Origin of the sequence: Halomonas organivorans, from assembly GCF_014192055.1 — a bacterium.
GTDB classification, from domain to species: Bacteria; Pseudomonadota; Gammaproteobacteria; order Pseudomonadales; family Halomonadaceae; genus Halomonas; species Halomonas organivorans.
The window spans coordinates 38,638-55,358 of sequence record NZ_JACHXM010000011.1; the positions used below are offsets into that span (position 1 = coordinate 38,638).

Annotated in this window: 15 protein-coding genes; 10 read left to right on the forward strand and 5 right to left on the reverse strand. The window is 68.0% G+C overall.

The window, feature by feature from the left end; translation table 11 throughout:
• Positions 1-7: 7 nt before the first annotated feature.
• The 10 genes from phnL (at position 8) to FHR96_RS12375 (ending at position 11,224) form a co-directional block, all read left to right on the forward strand.
• A complete protein-coding gene (gene phnL, locus FHR96_RS12330; protein ID WP_246392919.1) occupies positions 8-748 on the forward strand; it encodes a phosphonate C-P lyase system protein PhnL in 741 nt (246 codons plus the stop codon).
• Positions 748-1,896 (forward strand): alpha-D-ribose 1-methylphosphonate 5-triphosphate diphosphatase, encoded by a 1,149-nt coding sequence (locus FHR96_RS12335; protein ID WP_183387992.1) that lies wholly within the window; start codon positions 748-750, stop codon positions 1,894-1,896. Before phnL ends, FHR96_RS12335 begins: the two co-directional genes overlap by 1 nt.
• Positions 1,896-2,438: a ribose 1,5-bisphosphokinase gene (phnN, locus tag FHR96_RS12340; RefSeq protein ID WP_183387993.1), complete on the forward strand. Its 543-nt coding sequence runs from the start codon at positions 1,896-1,898 to the stop codon at positions 2,436-2,438. Before FHR96_RS12335 ends, phnN begins: the two co-directional genes overlap by 1 nt.
• Positions 2,435-3,232 carry a phosphonate metabolism protein PhnP gene (gene phnP / locus FHR96_RS12345; RefSeq protein ID WP_183387994.1) on the forward strand — a complete coding sequence of 266 codons (798 nt, stop codon included), beginning with the start codon at positions 2,435-2,437 and terminating at the stop codon, positions 3,230-3,232. The genes phnN and phnP overlap by 4 nt, the downstream gene beginning before the upstream one ends.
• A 504-nt stretch (positions 3,233-3,736) precedes the next feature.
• The gene (locus FHR96_RS12350) at positions 3,737-4,609 is read left to right on the forward strand and encodes a nitrilase-related carbon-nitrogen hydrolase (protein ID WP_183387995.1); all 873 of its coding nucleotides are present in this window, start codon (positions 3,737-3,739) and stop codon (positions 4,607-4,609) included.
• A 78-nt stretch (positions 4,610-4,687) separates the two neighbouring features.
• Complete coding sequence (locus FHR96_RS12355; protein WP_183387996.1) at positions 4,688-6,199, forward strand: NCS1 family nucleobase:cation symporter-1; 1,512 nt, start codon at positions 4,688-4,690, stop codon at positions 6,197-6,199.
• 40 nt (positions 6,200-6,239) lie between these two features.
• Entirely contained in the window at positions 6,240-7,679 is a 1,440-nt protein-coding gene (gene hydA / locus FHR96_RS12360) for a dihydropyrimidinase (protein WP_183387997.1), read from the forward strand.
• A 135-nt stretch (positions 7,680-7,814) separates the two neighbouring features.
• Positions 7,815-9,074: a cytosine permease gene (codB, locus tag FHR96_RS12365; RefSeq protein WP_183387998.1), complete on the forward strand. Its 1,260-nt coding sequence runs from the start codon at positions 7,815-7,817 to the stop codon at positions 9,072-9,074.
• Between the two features lie 65 nt (positions 9,075-9,139).
• Positions 9,140-10,387: a cytosine deaminase gene (gene codA / locus FHR96_RS12370; RefSeq protein ID WP_183387999.1), complete on the forward strand. Its 1,248-nt coding sequence runs from the start codon at positions 9,140-9,142 to the stop codon at positions 10,385-10,387.
• A 195-nt stretch (positions 10,388-10,582) separates the two neighbouring features.
• On the forward strand, positions 10,583-11,224 hold the full coding sequence (locus tag FHR96_RS12375; RefSeq protein WP_183388000.1) for a TetR/AcrR family transcriptional regulator: 642 nt from the start codon (positions 10,583-10,585) through the stop codon (positions 11,222-11,224).
• 210 nt (positions 11,225-11,434) lie between these two features.
• Here the strand turns inward: FHR96_RS12375 and FHR96_RS12380 are convergent, their stop codons facing one another.
• The 5 genes from FHR96_RS12380 to FHR96_RS12400 all read right to left on the reverse strand — a co-directional run bounded on the left by FHR96_RS12380 (position 11,435) and on the right by FHR96_RS12400 (position 16,715).
• Entirely contained in the window at positions 11,435-12,829 is a 1,395-nt protein-coding gene (locus FHR96_RS12380; protein WP_183388001.1) for an NAD(P)(+) transhydrogenase (Re/Si-specific) subunit beta, read from the reverse strand.
• A gap of 3 nt (positions 12,830-12,832) precedes the next feature.
• Positions 12,833-13,120: an NAD(P) transhydrogenase subunit alpha part 2 gene (locus FHR96_RS12385; protein ID WP_183388002.1), complete on the reverse strand. Its 288-nt coding sequence runs from the start codon at positions 13,118-13,120 to the stop codon at positions 12,833-12,835.
• Positions 13,120-14,283 carry a Re/Si-specific NAD(P)(+) transhydrogenase subunit alpha gene (locus FHR96_RS12390; RefSeq protein WP_183388003.1) on the reverse strand — a complete coding sequence of 388 codons (1,164 nt, stop codon included), beginning with the start codon at positions 14,281-14,283 and terminating at the stop codon, positions 13,120-13,122. Before FHR96_RS12390 ends, FHR96_RS12385 begins: the two co-directional genes overlap by 1 nt.
• A gap of 29 nt (positions 14,284-14,312) precedes the next feature.
• A complete protein-coding gene (locus FHR96_RS12395; protein ID WP_183388004.1) occupies positions 14,313-15,545 on the reverse strand; it encodes a Zn-dependent hydrolase in 1,233 nt (410 codons plus the stop codon).
• Between the two features lie 165 nt (positions 15,546-15,710).
• Entirely contained in the window at positions 15,711-16,715 is a 1,005-nt protein-coding gene (locus FHR96_RS12400; RefSeq protein ID WP_183388005.1) for a TIGR03842 family LLM class F420-dependent oxidoreductase, read from the reverse strand.
• Positions 16,716-16,721: the final 6 nt, after the last annotated feature.

Sequence of the window (16,721 nt, forward strand, 5' to 3'; positions counted from 1 at the left end):
GATCGAGATGACCACCATGACCCAACCCTTCCTGAGCGTCGCGTCGCTCGACAAGACCTTCGTGCTCCATGGCCAGGGCGGCCTGCGCCTGGAGGTGATGCGCGACCTGTCGCTGACGCTGGCGCCGGGCGAATGCCTGGTGCTGGCCGGCCGCAGCGGCATCGGCAAGAGCACCCTGCTGAAGATGCTCCACGGCAGCTACCGGGTCTCGGGAGGCAGCCTGCAGCTGCACTTCGAGGACGGCGAGCTGGAGCTCGCCGACCTGTCGCCCCAGGCCTGGCCCGCGCTGCGCCGCGAGGTGATCGGCTACGTCAGCCAGTTCCTGCGCGTGGTGCCCCGGGTGCCCGCCGTGGAGGTGGTGATGGAACCGCTGCTGGCCCGCGGCGTCGACGCCGCCGAGGCCCGGCCTCGAGCCGAGGCCCTGCTGGCGCGGCTCAATCTGCCCGAGCGGCTGTGGTCGCTGCCCCCGGGCACCTTCTCGGGCGGCGAGCAGCAGCGGGTCAACATCGCCCGCGGCTTCATCGGCGAGCATCCGCTGCTGCTGCTCGACGAGCCCACCGCCTCGCTGGACGCCGCCAACCGCGACGTCGTCGTCGAGCTGATCCGCGAGGCCAAGGCCCGCGGCACCGCCATGCTCGGCATCTTCCACGACGAGGACGTGCGCGAGCGCGTCGCCGACCGTTTGCTGCCGCTGGACCGCCATATGCTGGCCCGCGCCAGCGCCCCCGACGCCCAGGAGACGCCGTGATGACCGCCCCCGAACAGATCCTGACCAACGCCCGCCTGGTGCTCGACGATGAAGTGGTCGAGGGCAGCCTGGCGATCCGCGACGGCGTCATCGCCGCCGTCGACGCCGCTCCGAGCCGCTCGGCCGCGGCCATCGACTGCGCCGGCGACTTCCTGCTGCCTGGGCTCATCGAGTTGCACACCGACAACATGGAGAAGTACTTCCAGCCGCGGCCCAAGGTGGCCTGGCCGGGGCGCCAGGCGGCGCTCGCCCACGACGCCCAGATGGCCGCCAGCGGCATCACCACGGTGTTCGATGCGGTGTCGATCGGCGACGTGGACGAGCAGAGCATGCGCCACGGGGCGCTGCACGAGATGGTCGCCGCCCTGGGTGACATCGTCGACGACGGCCTGGCCCGGGTCGACCACCGCCTGCACCTGCGCTGCGAGGTCAGCCACCCGGACACCCTGGCGCGCTTCGAGGCGCTGGCCGATGCGCCTCTGCTGGGGCTGGTCTCGCTGATGGACCATGCCCCGGGCCAGCGACAGTTCGCCAGCCTCGATGCCTACCGCACCTACTACCAGGGCAAGTACGGCCTCGACGACCGGGCCCTGGAGGCCTTCATCGCCAAGCAGCTGGCCAACAGCGAGCGCTACAGCGGCGAGCACCGCCGCGCCATCGCCGAGCGCAGCCGAGCGCTGGGCCTGGCGCTCGCCAGCCACGACGACGCCACCGTCACCCACGTGGCCGAGAGCCGCGAGTATGGCACCCGGGTGGCCGAGTTCCCGACCACCCGCGAGGCCGCCGAGGCCTCCCACCGCCAGGGCATGGCGGTGATGATGGGCGCGCCCAACGTGGTGCGCGGCGGCTCGCACTCCGGCAACATCGCCGCCAGCGAGCTGGTGCGCCTCGGCGTGCTCGACATCCTCTCCTCGGACTACTATCCGGCGGCGCTGCTCGACGCGGTCTTCCGCATCGCCGACATGGAGGGCGGTTATTCGCTGGCCCGCGCCGTGGCCACCGCCACCCGCCAACCGGCCGAGGCCGTGGGCCTGGCCGACCGGGGCCGGCTGGCCGAGGGGCTGCGCGCCGACCTGCTGCGGGTCAGGCCGGTGGACGGCCATCCCCTGGTACAGCGGGTGTGGAGCGCCGGCAGGCAGGTGCACTGATGGGGCGCCTGGTCTACGTGATGGGGGCCAGCGGCGTCGGCAAGGATTCCCTGCTCGACGCCGCCCGGGTTCGCCACCCCGACTGGCTGGTGGCGCATCGCTACGTGACCCGTGACAGCGGGTCGTCCGAGAACTCCGTGGCGCTCAGCGTCGCGGAGTTCTCCTCGCGCCGGCGGCTGGGGCTGTTCTGCCTGACCTGGCGGGCCCACGGTCTGGACTACGGGCTCGGCATCGAGCTCGAGGCCTGGCTGTCCCGGGGCCGGGCGGTGCTGGTCAACGGCAGCCGCCGTGCGCTGCCCGACGCCCGGGCGCGCTTCGGGGATGCCCTGCTGCCGGTGCTGGTCACCGCCCCCGAGGCGGTGATCGCCGCGCGGCTGCGGGGCCGTGGCCGCGAGGACGAGGCCGGGATCGCCGCTCGGCTGGCGCGTCACCGCGAACTGGCCGAGGCCCTGCCCGAGGTGGCCCGGGTCGACAACGGCGGCACGCTGGCCGAGACGCTGGTCGGGCTGGGTGCGCTGCTCGAGGAGGAGTGTCGGGCATGAACTTCCGCTTCGTGGGCACCGGCAGCAGCGCCCAGGTGCCGCGCTTCGGCTGCGACTGTCCGGCCTGTGCCCGGGCCCGGGTGCTGACCAGTCATCGCCGCGGACCCTGCTGCGCCGAAGTGCGCGTCGGCGGGCGGCGCTACCTGCTCGACGCCGGTCGCATGGACCTGGCCGACAGCTGCGAGGCCGAGCGTCCCGCGGCCATCCTGCTGACCCACTACCATGCCGACCACGTCCAGGGGCTCTTCCACCTGCGCTGGGGCAGCGGCGAGTCGATCCCGGTGCACGGCCCCAAGGATGCCCAGGGCTGTGCGGATCTCTACCGCAACGCCGGGATCCTCGATTTCCGGCCCGGCCTCAAGCCCTTCCGTCCGCTCGAGCTAGAGGAGCTGACGGTGATCCCGGTCCCGCTCAATCACAGCAAGCCGACCCTGGGCTATTGCCTGGACGACGGCGGCGGCCGGTTGGCCTATCTCACCGACACCCTCGGCCTGCCCGTCGAGACCGAGCGCTTCCTGCGCGACTGGGCTCCCGACATGGTGGTGCTGGACGCCACCCACCCCTCGACCCATCCGGGGCCGCGCAACCACAACGATCTCTGCCTGGCGCTGCAGGTCATCGAGCGCCTGGCGCCGTCGCAGGCCTATCTGACCCACATCGGCCACGACCTCGACGCCGAACTGATGGCGGGTGGCCCGGCGCTGCCGGCCGGGGTCGGGATCGCCCGCGACGGCCTGGCACTGGACGTGCTGCGGGGCGGTGTCATGCCGGGAGAGGTCGCGCTCGCCCGCTGAGCCGGCCGCCGCGCAGGGGATAGGCAGGCCTCCAACTCGTGCCTCGCCGTTCGTCGCCTCCGCCGTATCGGGGGCGATGCCTTGCCGTGTTGGCCACGCTACCGCAGGCATGCCCCGATGTGGTGCCTGTCCGGCCCGAAGGCCCGTGTCTGGTGCATGCCAATAAAAAGTTTGACCAAACGTAAAAATCGCCCTTGACCATCCCGGAAACGACTCTTACCTTTACCAAAAGGTAAAAAAACAAAGACAACATTCATGACCGTTTTCTTCATTAAAATATGATTTATTTCATATGTTTGGAGAGCGGCCTGGTTTCGGAGATGCTCATGAAAGCATGGAATGACCCGCCTGAACCCACCGGATGACCCTTCCGGAATAGCACTCGATTTTCTGACTTTTACTGGCCGCCCTCAGGGCGAGAGCCGGGCGATGACGGCCGGCCTTTTCCAGGGGAAATGTCGGGCGGCCGGACACTCGGCACGCAATACAATAACGAGGTGCAGCATGACGACACTCAAGTGTGGCCTGATCCAGATGGGCCTCAAGGGCGAGACGTCGATGAGTCCCGACGATATCCGCGACAGGATGCTCGAGGCACATCTTCCCCTCATCGACGAGGCTGGCCGGCAGGGCGTACAGGTTCTCTGCTTCCAGGAAGTCTTCACCCAGCCTTATTTCTGCCCGAGCCAGGACGGGAAATGGTATGACGCCGCGGAGCGCATTCCCGATGGTCCCACCACCCGGCTGATGCAGGAGTACGCGAAGCGCTACCGCATGGTCATCGTGGTGCCGATCTACGAGGAGGACGTCACCGGGGTCTTCTACAACACCGCCGCGGTCATCGATGCCGACGGCACCTACCTGGGCAAGTATCGCAAGAACCACATCCCCGATACGGCGCCCGGCTTCTGGGAAAAGCTGTACTTCAAGCCGGGCAACAGCGGCTATCCGGTCTTCGATACCGCCTACTGCAAGCTCGGGGTGTACATCTGCTACGACCGTCACTTCCCCGAGGGCTGGCGCGCCCTGGCGCTCAAGGGTGCCGAGTACATCGTCAATCCCTCCGCCACCGTCAAGGGCAAGAGCCGCTATCTCTGGGAGCTCGAGCAGCCGGCTTCGGCGGCCGCCAACGGCGTGTTCATCGGCGCCATCAACCGGGTCGGTCGCGAGGCGCCCTGGGACGAGCGAATGGGCGAGTTCTACGGTTCGAGCTACATCGTCAACCCGCTTGGCAAGATCGAGGCCCAGGCCAGCGAGGACGGCGACGAGCTGCTGGTCCACGAGATCGACCTCGACATGATCCGCGAGGTCCGGAAGGGGTGGCAGTTCTTCCGCGATCGCCGGCCGGAGTCCTACGAGGAACTTGCCGAGCAGTGACGACGCGGCGCCACCGCCGCGATGCCGCCGGGGTGTCACGCATCCCGGAACGACAACAACAATACGATGGGTTGAACGATGAGTCATACGACGAGCGAGACGACGGGGTCGGCCCAGGCCGCCCCCAAGCCGGGCTTTTGCCCCGAACTGTGGAATGCCGACCTGGCCCCGGTCGGTGAGGAGGATCGTACCTGGAACTGGCAGAACATCGCGGGCCTGTGGGTCGCGATGGTGGTGTGCGTGCCGGCCTACATGCTGGCCGCCAGCCTGGTGCCCGAGGGCATGTCCTGGTGGCAGGCGGTACTGACGGTGTTCCTGGGCAACCTGATCGTGCTGGCGCCGATGCTGTTGATCGGTCATGCCGGCGCCAAGCACGGCATTCCTTTCCCGGTGCTGCTGCGCGCTTCCTTCGGCACCTCCGGCGCCAAGCTGGCGGCGATGATGCGCGGCGTCGTCGGCTGCGGCTGGTTCGGTATCCAGACCTGGGTGGGGGGCTCTGCCATCTACGTGATCCTCAACATCCTGACCGGTCGCGCTCTGGTCGGCGAGCCCCTGCCGGGGCTGGGGATCGACCTGGCCCAGTTCCTGTGCTTCCTGGCCTGCTGGGGCATGCATGTCTACTTCATCGCCCGTGGCACCGAATCCATCCGGGCGCTGGAGACCTACGCGGCACCGTTCCTGATCGCCATGTCCTTCGGGCTGCTGATCTGGGCGGTGATCAAGGCCGGCGGCTTCGGACCGATGCTGTCGACGCCTTCGGCGTTCGTCGAGGGTGGGGCCCGCGAGGGCGAGTTCTGGCAGGTCTTCTGGCCCGGCCTGACGGCGATGGTGGGGTTCTGGGCGACGCTGGCGCTGAACATCCCGGATTTCACCCGCTTCGCCAAGAACCAGCGGCACCAGTTCATCGGCCAGGCGGTCGGCCTGCCGATCCCCATGGCGATGCTGGCGTTCATCGCCGTCGGCGTTGCCTCCGCCACCGTGGTGATCTACGGCGAGGCGCTGTGGGATCCGGTGGCCATCACCGAGCGCATGGGCGGCTTCGCGGTGATCATCGCGCTGGTTGCCCTGGTGATCGCCACCGTGACCACCAACCTGGCGGCCAACGTGGTGGCGCCGGCCAACGGCTTTTCCAACCTGAGCCCGAGGCGCATCTCCTTCCGGATGGGCGGCTACATCACCGCCGGGCTGGGCATCGCCATCATGCCCTGGAAGCTGCTGGAGAGCACCGGCGCCTACATCTTCACCTGGCTGATCGGCTATTCGGCGCTGCTCGGTCCCCTGGCGGGCATCATGCTGGCCGACTACCTGCTGATCCGCCGGACCGAGCTGTCCCATGACGACCTGTTCAAGAACGACGGTCGCTACAGCTATCGCAACGGCTGGAACGTCAATGCCTTCATCGCCTTCGTGATCGCCGTGCTGCCCAACCTGCCCGGTTTCCTCGCCGCGGCCGGCCTGATGGACGGCGTACCGAGCCTGTTCAGCACTCTCTACAACTATGCCTGGTTCGTCGGGGTCGCCATCGGCGCCGTGGTCTATCTGGCGCTGATGCGCATGACCCGACCCAGCGTGGTGACTGCCACGTCGTGAACCCTGACCGGGTGAGCCAACACCAGAAAGGAGAAGCACCATGTCCGTACTGATCAAGGGCGGGACCGTCGTGACCGCCGACCACAGCTTCCGTGCCGATGTCTACTGCGAGGAAGGGCGGATCGCGGCCATCGGCGACCACCTGGACGTGCCGGATACCGCGGAGATCGTCGATGCGAGCGGGCAGTACGTGATGCCCGGGGGCATCGACCCGCATACCCACATGCAGTTTCCCTTCATGGGCACCGTGGCCAGCGACGATTTCTACACCGGCACCGCGGCGGCGCTGGCCGGCGGCACCACCAGCATCATCGATTTCGTGATCCCCAAGCCTGGCCAGCGGCTCATGGAGGCCTACGAGCAGTGGCGCGAGTGGGCCGAGAAGGCCGCCGCCGACTACACCTTCCATGTGGCGGTCACCTGGTGGGACGACTCGGTCCGCGAAGACATGGGCACCCTGGTACGTGACCATGGGGTCAACAGCTTCAAGCACTTCATGGCCTACAAGAACGCCATCATGGCGGACGACGAAACCCTGGTGAAGAGCTTCCGTCGCTGCCTGGAGCTGGGCGCCATGCCCACCGTGCACGCCGAGAACGGCGAACTGGTCCACCAGTTGCAGCAGGAGATGCTGGACAAGGGCATCACCGGACCCGAGGCGCATCCGCTGTCGCGCCCGCCGCTCGTCGAGGGAGAGGCCGCGAACCGGGCGATCCAGGTGGCGCAGGCGATGAGCACGCCGATCTACCTGGTGCACGTGTCGTGCAAGGATTCGCTGGAGGCGATCACCCGGGCTCGCACCGCCGGGCAGCGCGTCTACGGCGAGGTGCTGGCGGGACACCTGACCATCGATGACAGCGTCTATCGTCACGAGGACTTCGACGTCGCCGCCGGTCACGTCATGAGCCCTCCCTTCCGTCCCAAGGAACACCAGGAGGCGCTGTGGCACGGCCTGCAGGCCGGCAACCTGCACACCACGGCCACCGATCACTGCTGCTTCTGCAAGGATCAGAAGGCCGCCGGCCGCGACGACTTCACCAAGATCCCCAACGGCACGGCCGGCGTCGAGGATCGCCTGGCGATCCTCTGGGACGAAGGCGTCAACGGTGGGCGGCTGACCATGAACGAGTTCGTGGCGGTCACCTCCACCAACACGGCCAAGCTGTTCAACCTCTATCCGCGCAAGGGCAGCATCTCGGTGGGCGCGGATGCCGATATCGTGGTCTGGGATCCGAACGGCACGCGCACCATCTCGGCGGAGACCCATCACATGAACGTCGACTTCAATATCTTCGAGGGACGTACCGTTCGGGGCATTCCGACCCACACCCTGAGCCACGGCAAGATCGTGTGGCGCCAGGGCGAGCTGATGGCCGAGCGCGGCGCCGGACGCTACCTGCATCGCCCGCCCTTCACCCCGGTGTTCGAGGCCATGGCCCGCCGCACCGCTCTCCAGGAGCCTCAGCCGGTCGAGCGTTGATAGCGACCCACCCGCTGGCGGGGCGGTGATCCTGCCAGCGGGGCCCACCCCTGCCATACTCGGTCGGTTCCCCGCCCAGCCGGCGGAGGGAACGACCGTTCGTTCGCTCAACAATAACAAGACAGGACAAGGCACATGTCACATTCCGACTACCCCCTGAGCGAGGTGCCCTGGGCATCGCGCAAGGGACTGCTGTCCACGTCGGTGGTACTGCTGGGCTTCACCTTCTTCACCGCGACCATGTGGGCGGGCGGCAGCATCGGTACCGCCTTCGCTTTCCAGGACCTGATCCTCGCCATCGTGATCGGCAACGTGTTGCTGGGGAGCTATGCCTCGGCGCTGGCCTATATCGCCTGCAAGAGCGGTCTCAATTCGGTGCTCATGGGGCGTTTCTGCTTCGGCGAGATGGGCAGCAAGCTGTCCGACATGCTGCTGGGCTTCACCCAGATCGGCTGGTATGCCTGGGGGACCGCCACCATCGCCATCGTGCTGGTCAAGACCACCGGGCTGCCGGCCTGGTCGGAGGCGCCGCTGATGGTGTTCTTCGGCATCGCCTTCTGCCTGACCGCCATGGTGGGCTATCGAGGCCTTGACTGGCTGTCGCGTTTCGCCGTGCCGGCCATGCTGCTGTTCATCCTGATCAGCCTGTTCACCGGGCTGGCCGACGCCGGAGGATGGGCCGAGCTGGTCGCCCAGACGCCCAGCGGGGAAATGACCTTCGCCGCGGCCGTGACCGTCATCATCGGCACCTTCGTCAGCGGGGGCACCCAGGCCACCAACTGGAGCCGCTTCGCGCGCTCGCCGCGCATCGCGGTCATCGCCACCATGCTGGCCTTCTGTGTCGGCAATGGCCTGATGGTGATCACCGGCGCCTTCGGCGCCCTGGTCTACCAGCAGGCCGATATCGTCGACATCATGCTGGCGCAGGGCTTCGTGGTCCTGGCCGTGCTGATGCTGTTCCTCAACATCTGGACCACCCAGGACAACACCATCTACAACTTCGCCGTGGCCGGCTGCAACCTGGTCCGCACACGGCGGCGCCGACTGGTGACGCTGGTCGGGGCGGCGATCGGCACGCTGCTGGCCGTATTCGGCATGTACGACATGCTGATCCCTTTCCTGGTGCTGCTCGGCACCTTCATTCCGCCCTTCGGCGGCGTCATCATGGCCAACTTCTGGGTGCGCTATCGCGGCCGGTATCCGGCCATGGCCGAGGCGCGGCTGCCGAACTTCGACTGGGTGGGGCTGGGCGCCTACGGCCTGGGGTCGTGCGCGGCGCTGCTCTCGCCGATCCTGCCGCCGCTGGTCGGGGTCGGCGCCGCCGCCCTGGCCTACACCGTCCTGCAGGCCTGCGTGCGACGGTCGGACGTGGGCGATGTCGCCAGGGGCTCATGATCGAGGCCCAGGCGCCGCGGATGGGGCGCCTGGGCCGAGTACTGTCACCATCCCGAGGAACAGCGATGAGAATCGTCAATGCCAGGCTGCGTGGGAAGCCTGACCTGCATGAGATCCGGATCGAGCGGGCACGCTTTGCGAGTGTCACGCCCCAGACCGACCGCCGCCCCGCGGAGGACGGCGCGATCGACGCGCAAGGCAGGCTGCTCTGCGCGCCCTTCATCGAGCCGCACATCCATCTGGATGCCGCCTTGACCGCCGGGGAGCCGCGCTGGAACGAGAGCGGTACCCTGTTCGAGGGCATCGAATGCTGGGCAGAGCGCAAGCCCATGCTGGACCGGCGTGACATCCGCCGTCGCGCCCTGGAGACCCTGGAACTGCTGGTCAGCCAGGGCGTGCAGCACGTGCGGACCCACGCCGATGTCAGCGATCCCAGCCTGGTCGGCCTGACGACCCTGTGCGAACTGCGCGACGAGCTGAGCGACCGCCTGCAGATCCAGGTCGTGGCCTTTCCCCAGGAGGGCATCCTGTCCTATCCCGATGGGCTGGCGCTGATGGAGCGAGCGGTCGAGGTGGGAGCCGACGTGGTCGGTGCAATACCGCACTTCGAGTACACCCGGGAGCTGGGGGAGGCGTCCCTCAAGGAGGCGATCCGCCTGGCCCGGGCCCATGATCGCCTGGTGGACGTGCACTGCGACGAGATCGACGATCCCAACTCGCGTTTCCTGGAGGTGCTGGCCGCCGAGGCGCTGTTCGCCGAGATGGGCAGTCGGGTGACGGCCAGCCATACCACCGCCATGCACTCCTATGACAATGCCTATTGCTCGAAACTCTTTCGCCTGCTCAAGCACTCGGGCATCAATTTCATCTGCTGTCCCACCGAGAGCATTCACCTGCAGGGGCGTTTCGATAGCTACCCGAAGCGGCGCGGCCTGACCCGGGTCAAGGAGCTGGACGCCGCCGGCCTCAACGTCTGTTTCGCCGAGGACTCGATCCGCGATCCCTGGTACTCGCTGGGCAATGGCCGGCTGCTGAGGACGCTGGATTTCGGCCTGCATATCTGCCAGATGATGGGCTATGCGGACTTCAGCCGCGCGCTGGATTTCATTACCGACCATGCCGCCCGTACGCTGGGTATCGAGCACGACTACGGGATCGCCCCGGGCAAGCCGGCCAACTGCATCCTGCTGGATGGCGAGGACGACTACGACGTGCTGCGTCGCCAGAGCGAGGTGCTGCTTTCCATCCGCGACGGACGGATCATCCTGCAACGGGAGCCGGCGAAGATCGTCACTCCCCGCTACCTGTTCTAGCCTTCATCAGCCCTGGCCGCCCGAAGGGGCGGCCTGCCCCTGCCACCCGGTTTCCCGTGTCGACGTTGCCCCGGCCTTGTCCACTCCGGAGGGCGGCTTATGATATGTTACGCAGCCCCGAGGCGCCGGGGCGCGCATGGACTGTGCAAGCTCCCGGGCCGCGAGGGGTGTCATGTACAACGGCCGGGATCCGAGATGAGCAATGTCGAGCGCAAGCCCCGCAAGCGTTCTGCCGCCCGTGAAGCCCAGGAGCAGAGAATCCTGGAGGCGGCGGAGGTCGCCTTCGCCGAACTGGGCTTCAATGGAGCGTCCCTGGAAGGCATCGCCGAGCGCGTCGGCCTCTCCAAGCAGAACATGCTCTACTATTTTCCTTCCAAGGAAAGCCTCTACCGCCATGTCCTGAAGAATATCCTCGACCTGTGGATCGAGCACATGGCGCTGATGGAGCAGGAGGGCGATACGCCGGCGGCGATGCTCGAGAACTACATTCGTGGCAAGCTCGAGATCTCGCGCACCCGCCCCCACGGTTCCAAGGTCTTCGCCAACGAAGTCATCAGCGGCGCCGAGCACCTCCAGGACTACCTGCGGCATAACCTGCTGCCCCAACTGGACGCCGACGTCGCCCTGGTTCGGCGCTGGATCGACCAGGGCCAGATGGACCCCATCGACCCGGAACACCTGTTCTTCAGCATCTGGGCCTCGACCCAGACCTACGCGGATTTCGCCGCCCAGATCAGCCTGGCGTTGGGCAAGGCGTCGCTCGACCAGGGCGACTTCCAGCGCGCCGGCGACTTCCTGACCCATGTGCTGCTCAAGGGCACCGGCCTGCAGCGCTAGCGCCGTCGTCCCGTTCACCGGCCGGCATGCTCGATCGGATGTCCGCGATCGTGCGCCCGCGATGCCGCCGTTCCGGCCTCGGGGGGCGCCCGCCGTCCGTGCGATCGAGGCGAGGGCTAGGAAACAGAGCGGAGATGGCGAGGAGAACGGCGAGCCTCCCGGCGGGGTTGCCGGGAGGCGGTGACGTTGAGGGGAGCGTCTTCGCCCGTGTCAGGCGGCTTCGTTGAGGGCCCCGGTCAGGTCGAGGATCGCCTGCTTGCCGTCACCGAACAGCATCAGGGTATTGTCCTTGGCGAACAGCGGGTTGGGCAGGCCGGCGAAGCCGGGACTGAGGCTGCGCTTGACCACCACCACGGTCCGTGCCTGGTCGACGTCGAGGATCGGCATGCCATAGATGGGGCTGCCCTTGTCCTCCCGGGCCATGGGATTGGTGACGTCGTTGGCGCCGATCACGATCACCACATCGGTCTGGGCGAAGTGCGGATTGATCTGTTCCATGGGCTGCATCTTGTCGTAGTCGACCTCCGCCTCGGCGAGCAGCACGTTCATGTGGCCGGGCATGCGTCCGGCGACCGGATGCAGGCCGTAGATCACCTCCGCGCCGCGTCGCTCCAGGGTATCGGCCAGGTCGCGCACCGCGTGCTGGGCCTGGGCCATGGCCAGGCCGAAGCCGGGCACGATCACCACTCGCTGGGCGGTCTCCAGCAGCATGCCGATCTCCTCCGGCGAGGAAGACTTGACCTTGCCGGCATAGACCTCGTCGGCCTCCACGCCGGGGCCGCCGTCCTCGGAGAGCGAACCGAACAGCACGCCGGCCAGGGAGCGGTTCATGGCCACGCACATGATGCGCGTGAGGATCAGGCCCGAGGCGCCGACCAGGGCGCCGGACACGATCAGCACCGTGTTGCCCATGATGAAGCCCGCTGCGGCCGCGGCGATTCCGGAGTAGGAGTTGAGCAGCGCGATCACCACCGGCATGTCGGCGCCGCCGATCGGCATGACCAGGGTCACGCCCAGCACCAGGGCCAGGACGGTCAGCAGCACGACGAGGCCGATGCCGCCGTGGCCCGCGGTCAGGGCGGCGACGCTGCCCAGGGCCACGATCAGCAGTGCGCCGTTGACCAGCGTGATGCCGCGGAAGCCCAGCGGACGGCCCGGCAGCAGCTCCTGCAGCTTGGCGAAGGCCACCGCGCTACCGGTCAGGGTCACCGCGCCGATCAGCAGGGTCAGGCCGACGGCCGTGAGGCCGATGGCGCCCGAGGCGGCCACCGGGCCGCCGCTCGACAGGAAGCTTGCCGCGGCCACCGCCAGCGAGGCGCCGCCGCCGAAGCCGTTGAGCAGCGCCACCATCTGCGGCATGGCGGTCATCTGGATGCGCACCGCCAGCAGCACGCCGATCAGCGACCCCAGCACCACGCCGGCGAGGATCCAGCCGTAGGACAGGATCGAGCGGTCGAGCAGCGTCACCACCACCGCCAGCAGCATGCCGACGGCGGCCATCAGGTTGCCGCGCACCGCGGTGCGCGGCCGAGTCAGCCCCTTGATGCCGCCGATGAACAGCACGGCCGAGAGCAGGTAGCACAGATTGACGATTGACAGGCTCATGGCTCATCCCCTCCGCTGGAACATGCGCAGCATGCGGTTGGTAACCAGGAAGCCGCCCACCACGTTGATGGTGGCCAGGGTGACGGCCACCAGGCCCAGCACCGAGACCCACAGGCTGCTGGCGTCGCCGGAACCGGCGGCCAGCAGGGCGCCGACCAGGGTGATGCCGGAAATGGCATTGCTGCCCGACATCAGCGGGGTGTGCAGGGTGGCCGGGACCTTGGTGATCAGTTCGACCCCCAGGATCACGGCCAGCACGAACAGCGAGAACTGCAGGATCAGGATATCCATCAGGCGATCTCCTCCCGGGCGGCCGGGGCGGGGGCGAGGCGTTCGCGAATACGGGCGGCGCGAACCTCGCCGGCATGAGTGACGACGGTCTCGGCGACGATCTCGTCCTCGAAGTCCAACTGAAGCCGCCCGTCGTCATCGAGCAGCAGGCGCAGCAGGTTCTCCAGGTTGCGGCCGTACATCTGGCTGGCGTGGTGGGGCAGGGTGGCGGCGATGTTGGCGGGGCCGAGGATGGTGACCCCGTAGGCCTGCAGCGTCTCGCCGGCCCGGGTCAGCGCACAGTTGCCGCCGCGCTCGGCGGCCAGGTCGACGATCACTGCCCCGGGCTTCATGCCCTTGACCATGTCCTCGGTGATCAGCACCGGCGCCGTGGCCCCGGGGATCGCCGCGGTGGTGATCACCACGTCCTGCTGGGCCAGCACGGCGCCCATCTGCTCGCGCTGGCGGGCGAGGAAGGCGTCGTCCTGCTCGCTGGCGTAGCCGCCCTTGCCCTCGGCGGCCGAGGTGTCCAGGTCCAGCTCGACCGGCTTGGCGCCCACCGAGAGGATCTGCTCCCGGGCCGCCGGGCGCACGTCGTAGGCCTCGACCACGGCGCCCAGCCGCTTGGCCGTGGCGGCGGCCTGCAGTCCGGCGACCCCGGCACCCATGATGAACACCCGTGACGGGTTCAGGGTGCCGGCGGCGGTCATCATCATCGGGAACAGGCGCGGCGCCTGGGCGGCGGCCAGCAGCACGGCCTTGTAGCCGGCCAGGGTGGCGATGGAAGACAGGGCGTCCATGCTCTGGGCGCGGCTGATGCGGGGCACCAGCTCCAGCGCCAGGGTGGTGATGCCGCGTTCGGCGAGGGCCGTGAAGCGCTCGCAGTGGCCGAGCGGATCCATCAGGCCGATGCCGACCTGGCCGTCCTGGAGGTCGGCCAGGCTGTCCTCTCGTGAGGCATCGACGCAGAGCACGATCTCGCCGCGCTCAAGCAGCTGGGTACGGGTCTCGAGGATCTCGGCGCCCGCCTCGCGATAGGCGGCGTTGGAAAAGCCGGCGGCGTCGCCGGCGCCGGTCTCCACGCAGACCTGGCAGCCGAGGCCGGCCAGCGTCGAGACATTCGCGGGGGTCAGCGCCACCCTGGCTTCGCCGGGGGAGCGCTCCCGCATGATCGATATGCGCATGGTGAATCTCCTGGGTCCGGAGGGACTCGTCAGTCGTTGGCGCGTTCCAGCACCGCCTTGAACAGGACATCGCAGCCGGCGGCCAGATCGGCCGGGGCGGCGCGCTCGGCCTCGTTGTGGCTGATGCCGTCCTCGCAGGGCACGAAGATCATCGAGGTGGGCGCGACCCGCGAGATGTAGCAGGCGTCGTGGCCGGCGCCGCTGACCATCTCCCGATGGCTGAGGCCCAGCGACTCGGTGGCCTGGCGGACCGAGGCCACGCAGTCGCGGTCGAAGGGCACCGGCGGCGAGTACCAGATCTGCTCGAAGTCCATCTCGAGGCGCTGGTCCTCGACGATGCGCCGGGCGCCCTCCTGCAATGCCTGGTCCATGCGCGCGAGGACTTCGGCATCCGGGTGGCGGAAGTCCACGGTGAAGAACACCTGGCCGGGAATGACGTTGCGCGAGTTGGGAAATACCTGCATCAGGCCGACCGTGGCGCAGGCATTGGGCTGGTGCTCCATGCCGATGCGGTTGACCAGGTCGACGATGCGGGCGGCCCCCACCAGGGCGTCGCGACGGGTCGGCATGGGCGTCGGGCCGGCGTGGGACTCCTGGCCGGTGAGGGTGATCTCGTACCAGCGCTGGCCCTGGGCATCGGTCACCACGCCGATCCGCTTGCCCTCCGCCTCGAGGATCGGGCCCTGCTCGATATGCGCCTCGAAGAAGGCCTTGAACGGGCGGCCGCCGACTTCCGCGCTGCCGGCATAGCCGATGCGGGCCAGCTCCTCGCCCATGGTCTTGCCGTCCAGGTCGGCGCGGCTGAGGCCGTATTCCAGGTCGAACGCCCCGGCGAAGACGCCCGACGACACCATGGCCGGCGGGAAGCGCGAGCCCTCCTCGTTGGTCCACACCGAGGCTTCGATGGGGGCCCGTGTCTCGATGCCGTGGTCGTTGAGGGTGCGGATCACCTCGAGTCCGGCGAGCACGCCATACACGCCGTCGAACTTGCCGCCGGTGGGCTGGGTGTCCAGATGGCTGCCCATCACCACTGGCGGCAGCGAGTCGTCCTGGCCGGCGCGGCGGGCGAAGATGTTGCCCATCCTGTCGACGGTGATCGTGCAGCCGGCTTCCTCGCACCAGCGCACGAAGAGATCGCGTCCCTGCTTGTCGAGGTCGGTCAGCGCCAGGCGGCAGCAGCCGCCCTTCTCGGTGCCGCCGATCTCGCCCATCTCCATCAGGCTGTCCCACAGGCGTTGCTGGTTGGTGCGGATGTCTTGCATGGTCGGTGCCTCGTGAAAACGTGGTTCGAATGGCCTATTGCCGTGCACAGGGCGCAGGGGTGCCTCTCCCCAGGGCGTGCCCGGCCCGGTGAGAGGCTGGCCCTGCGGCGTCGTAGCGTGTCGTGGGAAAGGGAAGCGCCGGCGACGCGTCGCCGGCCCCCCGGATCAGTCGCGGAAGCGCGGGATGATGTGCTCGCCGTACTGGGCGATGATGTTTTCCTCGTCGCCGTTATCCAGATAGATGTTGAAGTGGGTCATGCCCGCTTCCTTGAGGTGATTGAGCTTGGTGACGTGGTCCTCGGGCTGGCCCAGCACGCAGAAGCTCTCGACGATCTCGGGGGTGATGAAGTCGAGGTAGGGGTTGTCGCTCTGGCCATGCTTGGAGTAGTCGTAGCCCTTGCGCTTCTCGATGTAGTCGGTGAGGCTCTTGGGCACCAGGCCGCTGTCGGTGCCGTACTTCTCGACGATATCGGCCACGTGGTTGCCGACCATGGCCGGGAACCACTTGGTGGACTCGATGCAGCTGGCCTTGTCGCCGAAATAGGCCGGGGCGGCGACGATCACCTTGTAGTCGGCCATGTCGCGTCCCGCCTCCTGGCCCGCGGCGGTGGCCTGGCCGGCCAGCCATTCCACCAGGTAGGGATCGCCGATCTGCAGGATCACCCCATCGCCCACCTCGCCGGCGGTCTTGAGCGCCTTGGGACCGTAGGCGCCGATATGCACGGGCAGTTCGTAGCCGTCGGCCCAGGGGAACTTGACCGGTTCCGGGCACTCGCCGTAGATCACCTCCTCGCCGCGCACCATGGCCTTCACCTTGTGGGTGAACTCGGCCACCCGCGCCAGCGGGGCGGGCTTCTTGCCCATCACCCGCACCGAGCTGTCGCCGCGGCCCAGGCCGATGTCGAAGCGTCCGCCGCTCTGCTTGGCCAGGCTGGCGAACAGGCTGGCGGCCAGCGACCAGTCGCGGGCATTGGGGTTGGTCACGCAGGGGGCGAAGCGCATCCGGGTGGTGTGTTCCATGCACATGGCGATGGCCGGGTAGCACTCGCGCCACAGGATGTGCGAGTCGTAGAACCAGCAGTAGTCGAAGCCGGCTTCCTCGGCCTGCTTGACCAGGTTGCGGGCGCGATCGGGGCTGACGAAGCCCTTGAAACAGATACCGAATTCCATCGTCTT

Excerpts from the sequence above, each read along its gene's own strand:
- phnL (WP_246392919.1), top strand. The coding sequence starts at position 8 with ATGACCACCATGACCCAACCCTTCCTGAGCGTCGCGTCGCTCGACAAG.
- FHR96_RS12335 (WP_183387992.1), top strand. The coding sequence starts at position 748 with ATGACCGCCCCCGAACAGATCCTGACCAACGCCCGCCTGGTGCTCGAC.
- phnN (WP_183387993.1), top strand. The coding sequence starts at position 1,896 with ATGGGGCGCCTGGTCTACGTGATGGGGGCCAGCGGCGTCGGCAAGGAT.
- phnP (WP_183387994.1), top strand. The coding sequence starts at position 2,435 with ATGAACTTCCGCTTCGTGGGCACCGGCAGCAGCGCCCAGGTGCCGCGC.
- FHR96_RS12350 (WP_183387995.1), top strand. The coding sequence starts at position 3,737 with ATGACGACACTCAAGTGTGGCCTGATCCAGATGGGCCTCAAGGGCGAG.
- FHR96_RS12355 (WP_183387996.1), top strand. The coding sequence starts at position 4,688 with ATGAGTCATACGACGAGCGAGACGACGGGGTCGGCCCAGGCCGCCCCC.
- hydA (WP_183387997.1), top strand. The coding sequence starts at position 6,240 with ATGTCCGTACTGATCAAGGGCGGGACCGTCGTGACCGCCGACCACAGC.
- codB (WP_183387998.1), top strand. The coding sequence starts at position 7,815 with ATGTCACATTCCGACTACCCCCTGAGCGAGGTGCCCTGGGCATCGCGC.
- codA (WP_183387999.1), top strand. The coding sequence starts at position 9,140 with ATGAGAATCGTCAATGCCAGGCTGCGTGGGAAGCCTGACCTGCATGAG.
- FHR96_RS12375 (WP_183388000.1), top strand. The coding sequence starts at position 10,583 with ATGAGCAATGTCGAGCGCAAGCCCCGCAAGCGTTCTGCCGCCCGTGAA.
- FHR96_RS12380 (WP_183388001.1), bottom strand. The coding sequence starts at position 12,829 with ATGAGCCTGTCAATCGTCAATCTGTGCTACCTGCTCTCGGCCGTGCTG.
- FHR96_RS12385 (WP_183388002.1), bottom strand. The coding sequence starts at position 13,120 with ATGGATATCCTGATCCTGCAGTTCTCGCTGTTCGTGCTGGCCGTGATC.
- FHR96_RS12390 (WP_183388003.1), bottom strand. The coding sequence starts at position 14,283 with ATGCGCATATCGATCATGCGGGAGCGCTCCCCCGGCGAAGCCAGGGTG.
- FHR96_RS12395 (WP_183388004.1), bottom strand. The coding sequence starts at position 15,545 with ATGCAAGACATCCGCACCAACCAGCAACGCCTGTGGGACAGCCTGATG.
- FHR96_RS12400 (WP_183388005.1), bottom strand. The coding sequence starts at position 16,715 with ATGGAATTCGGTATCTGTTTCAAGGGCTTCGTCAGCCCCGATCGCGCC.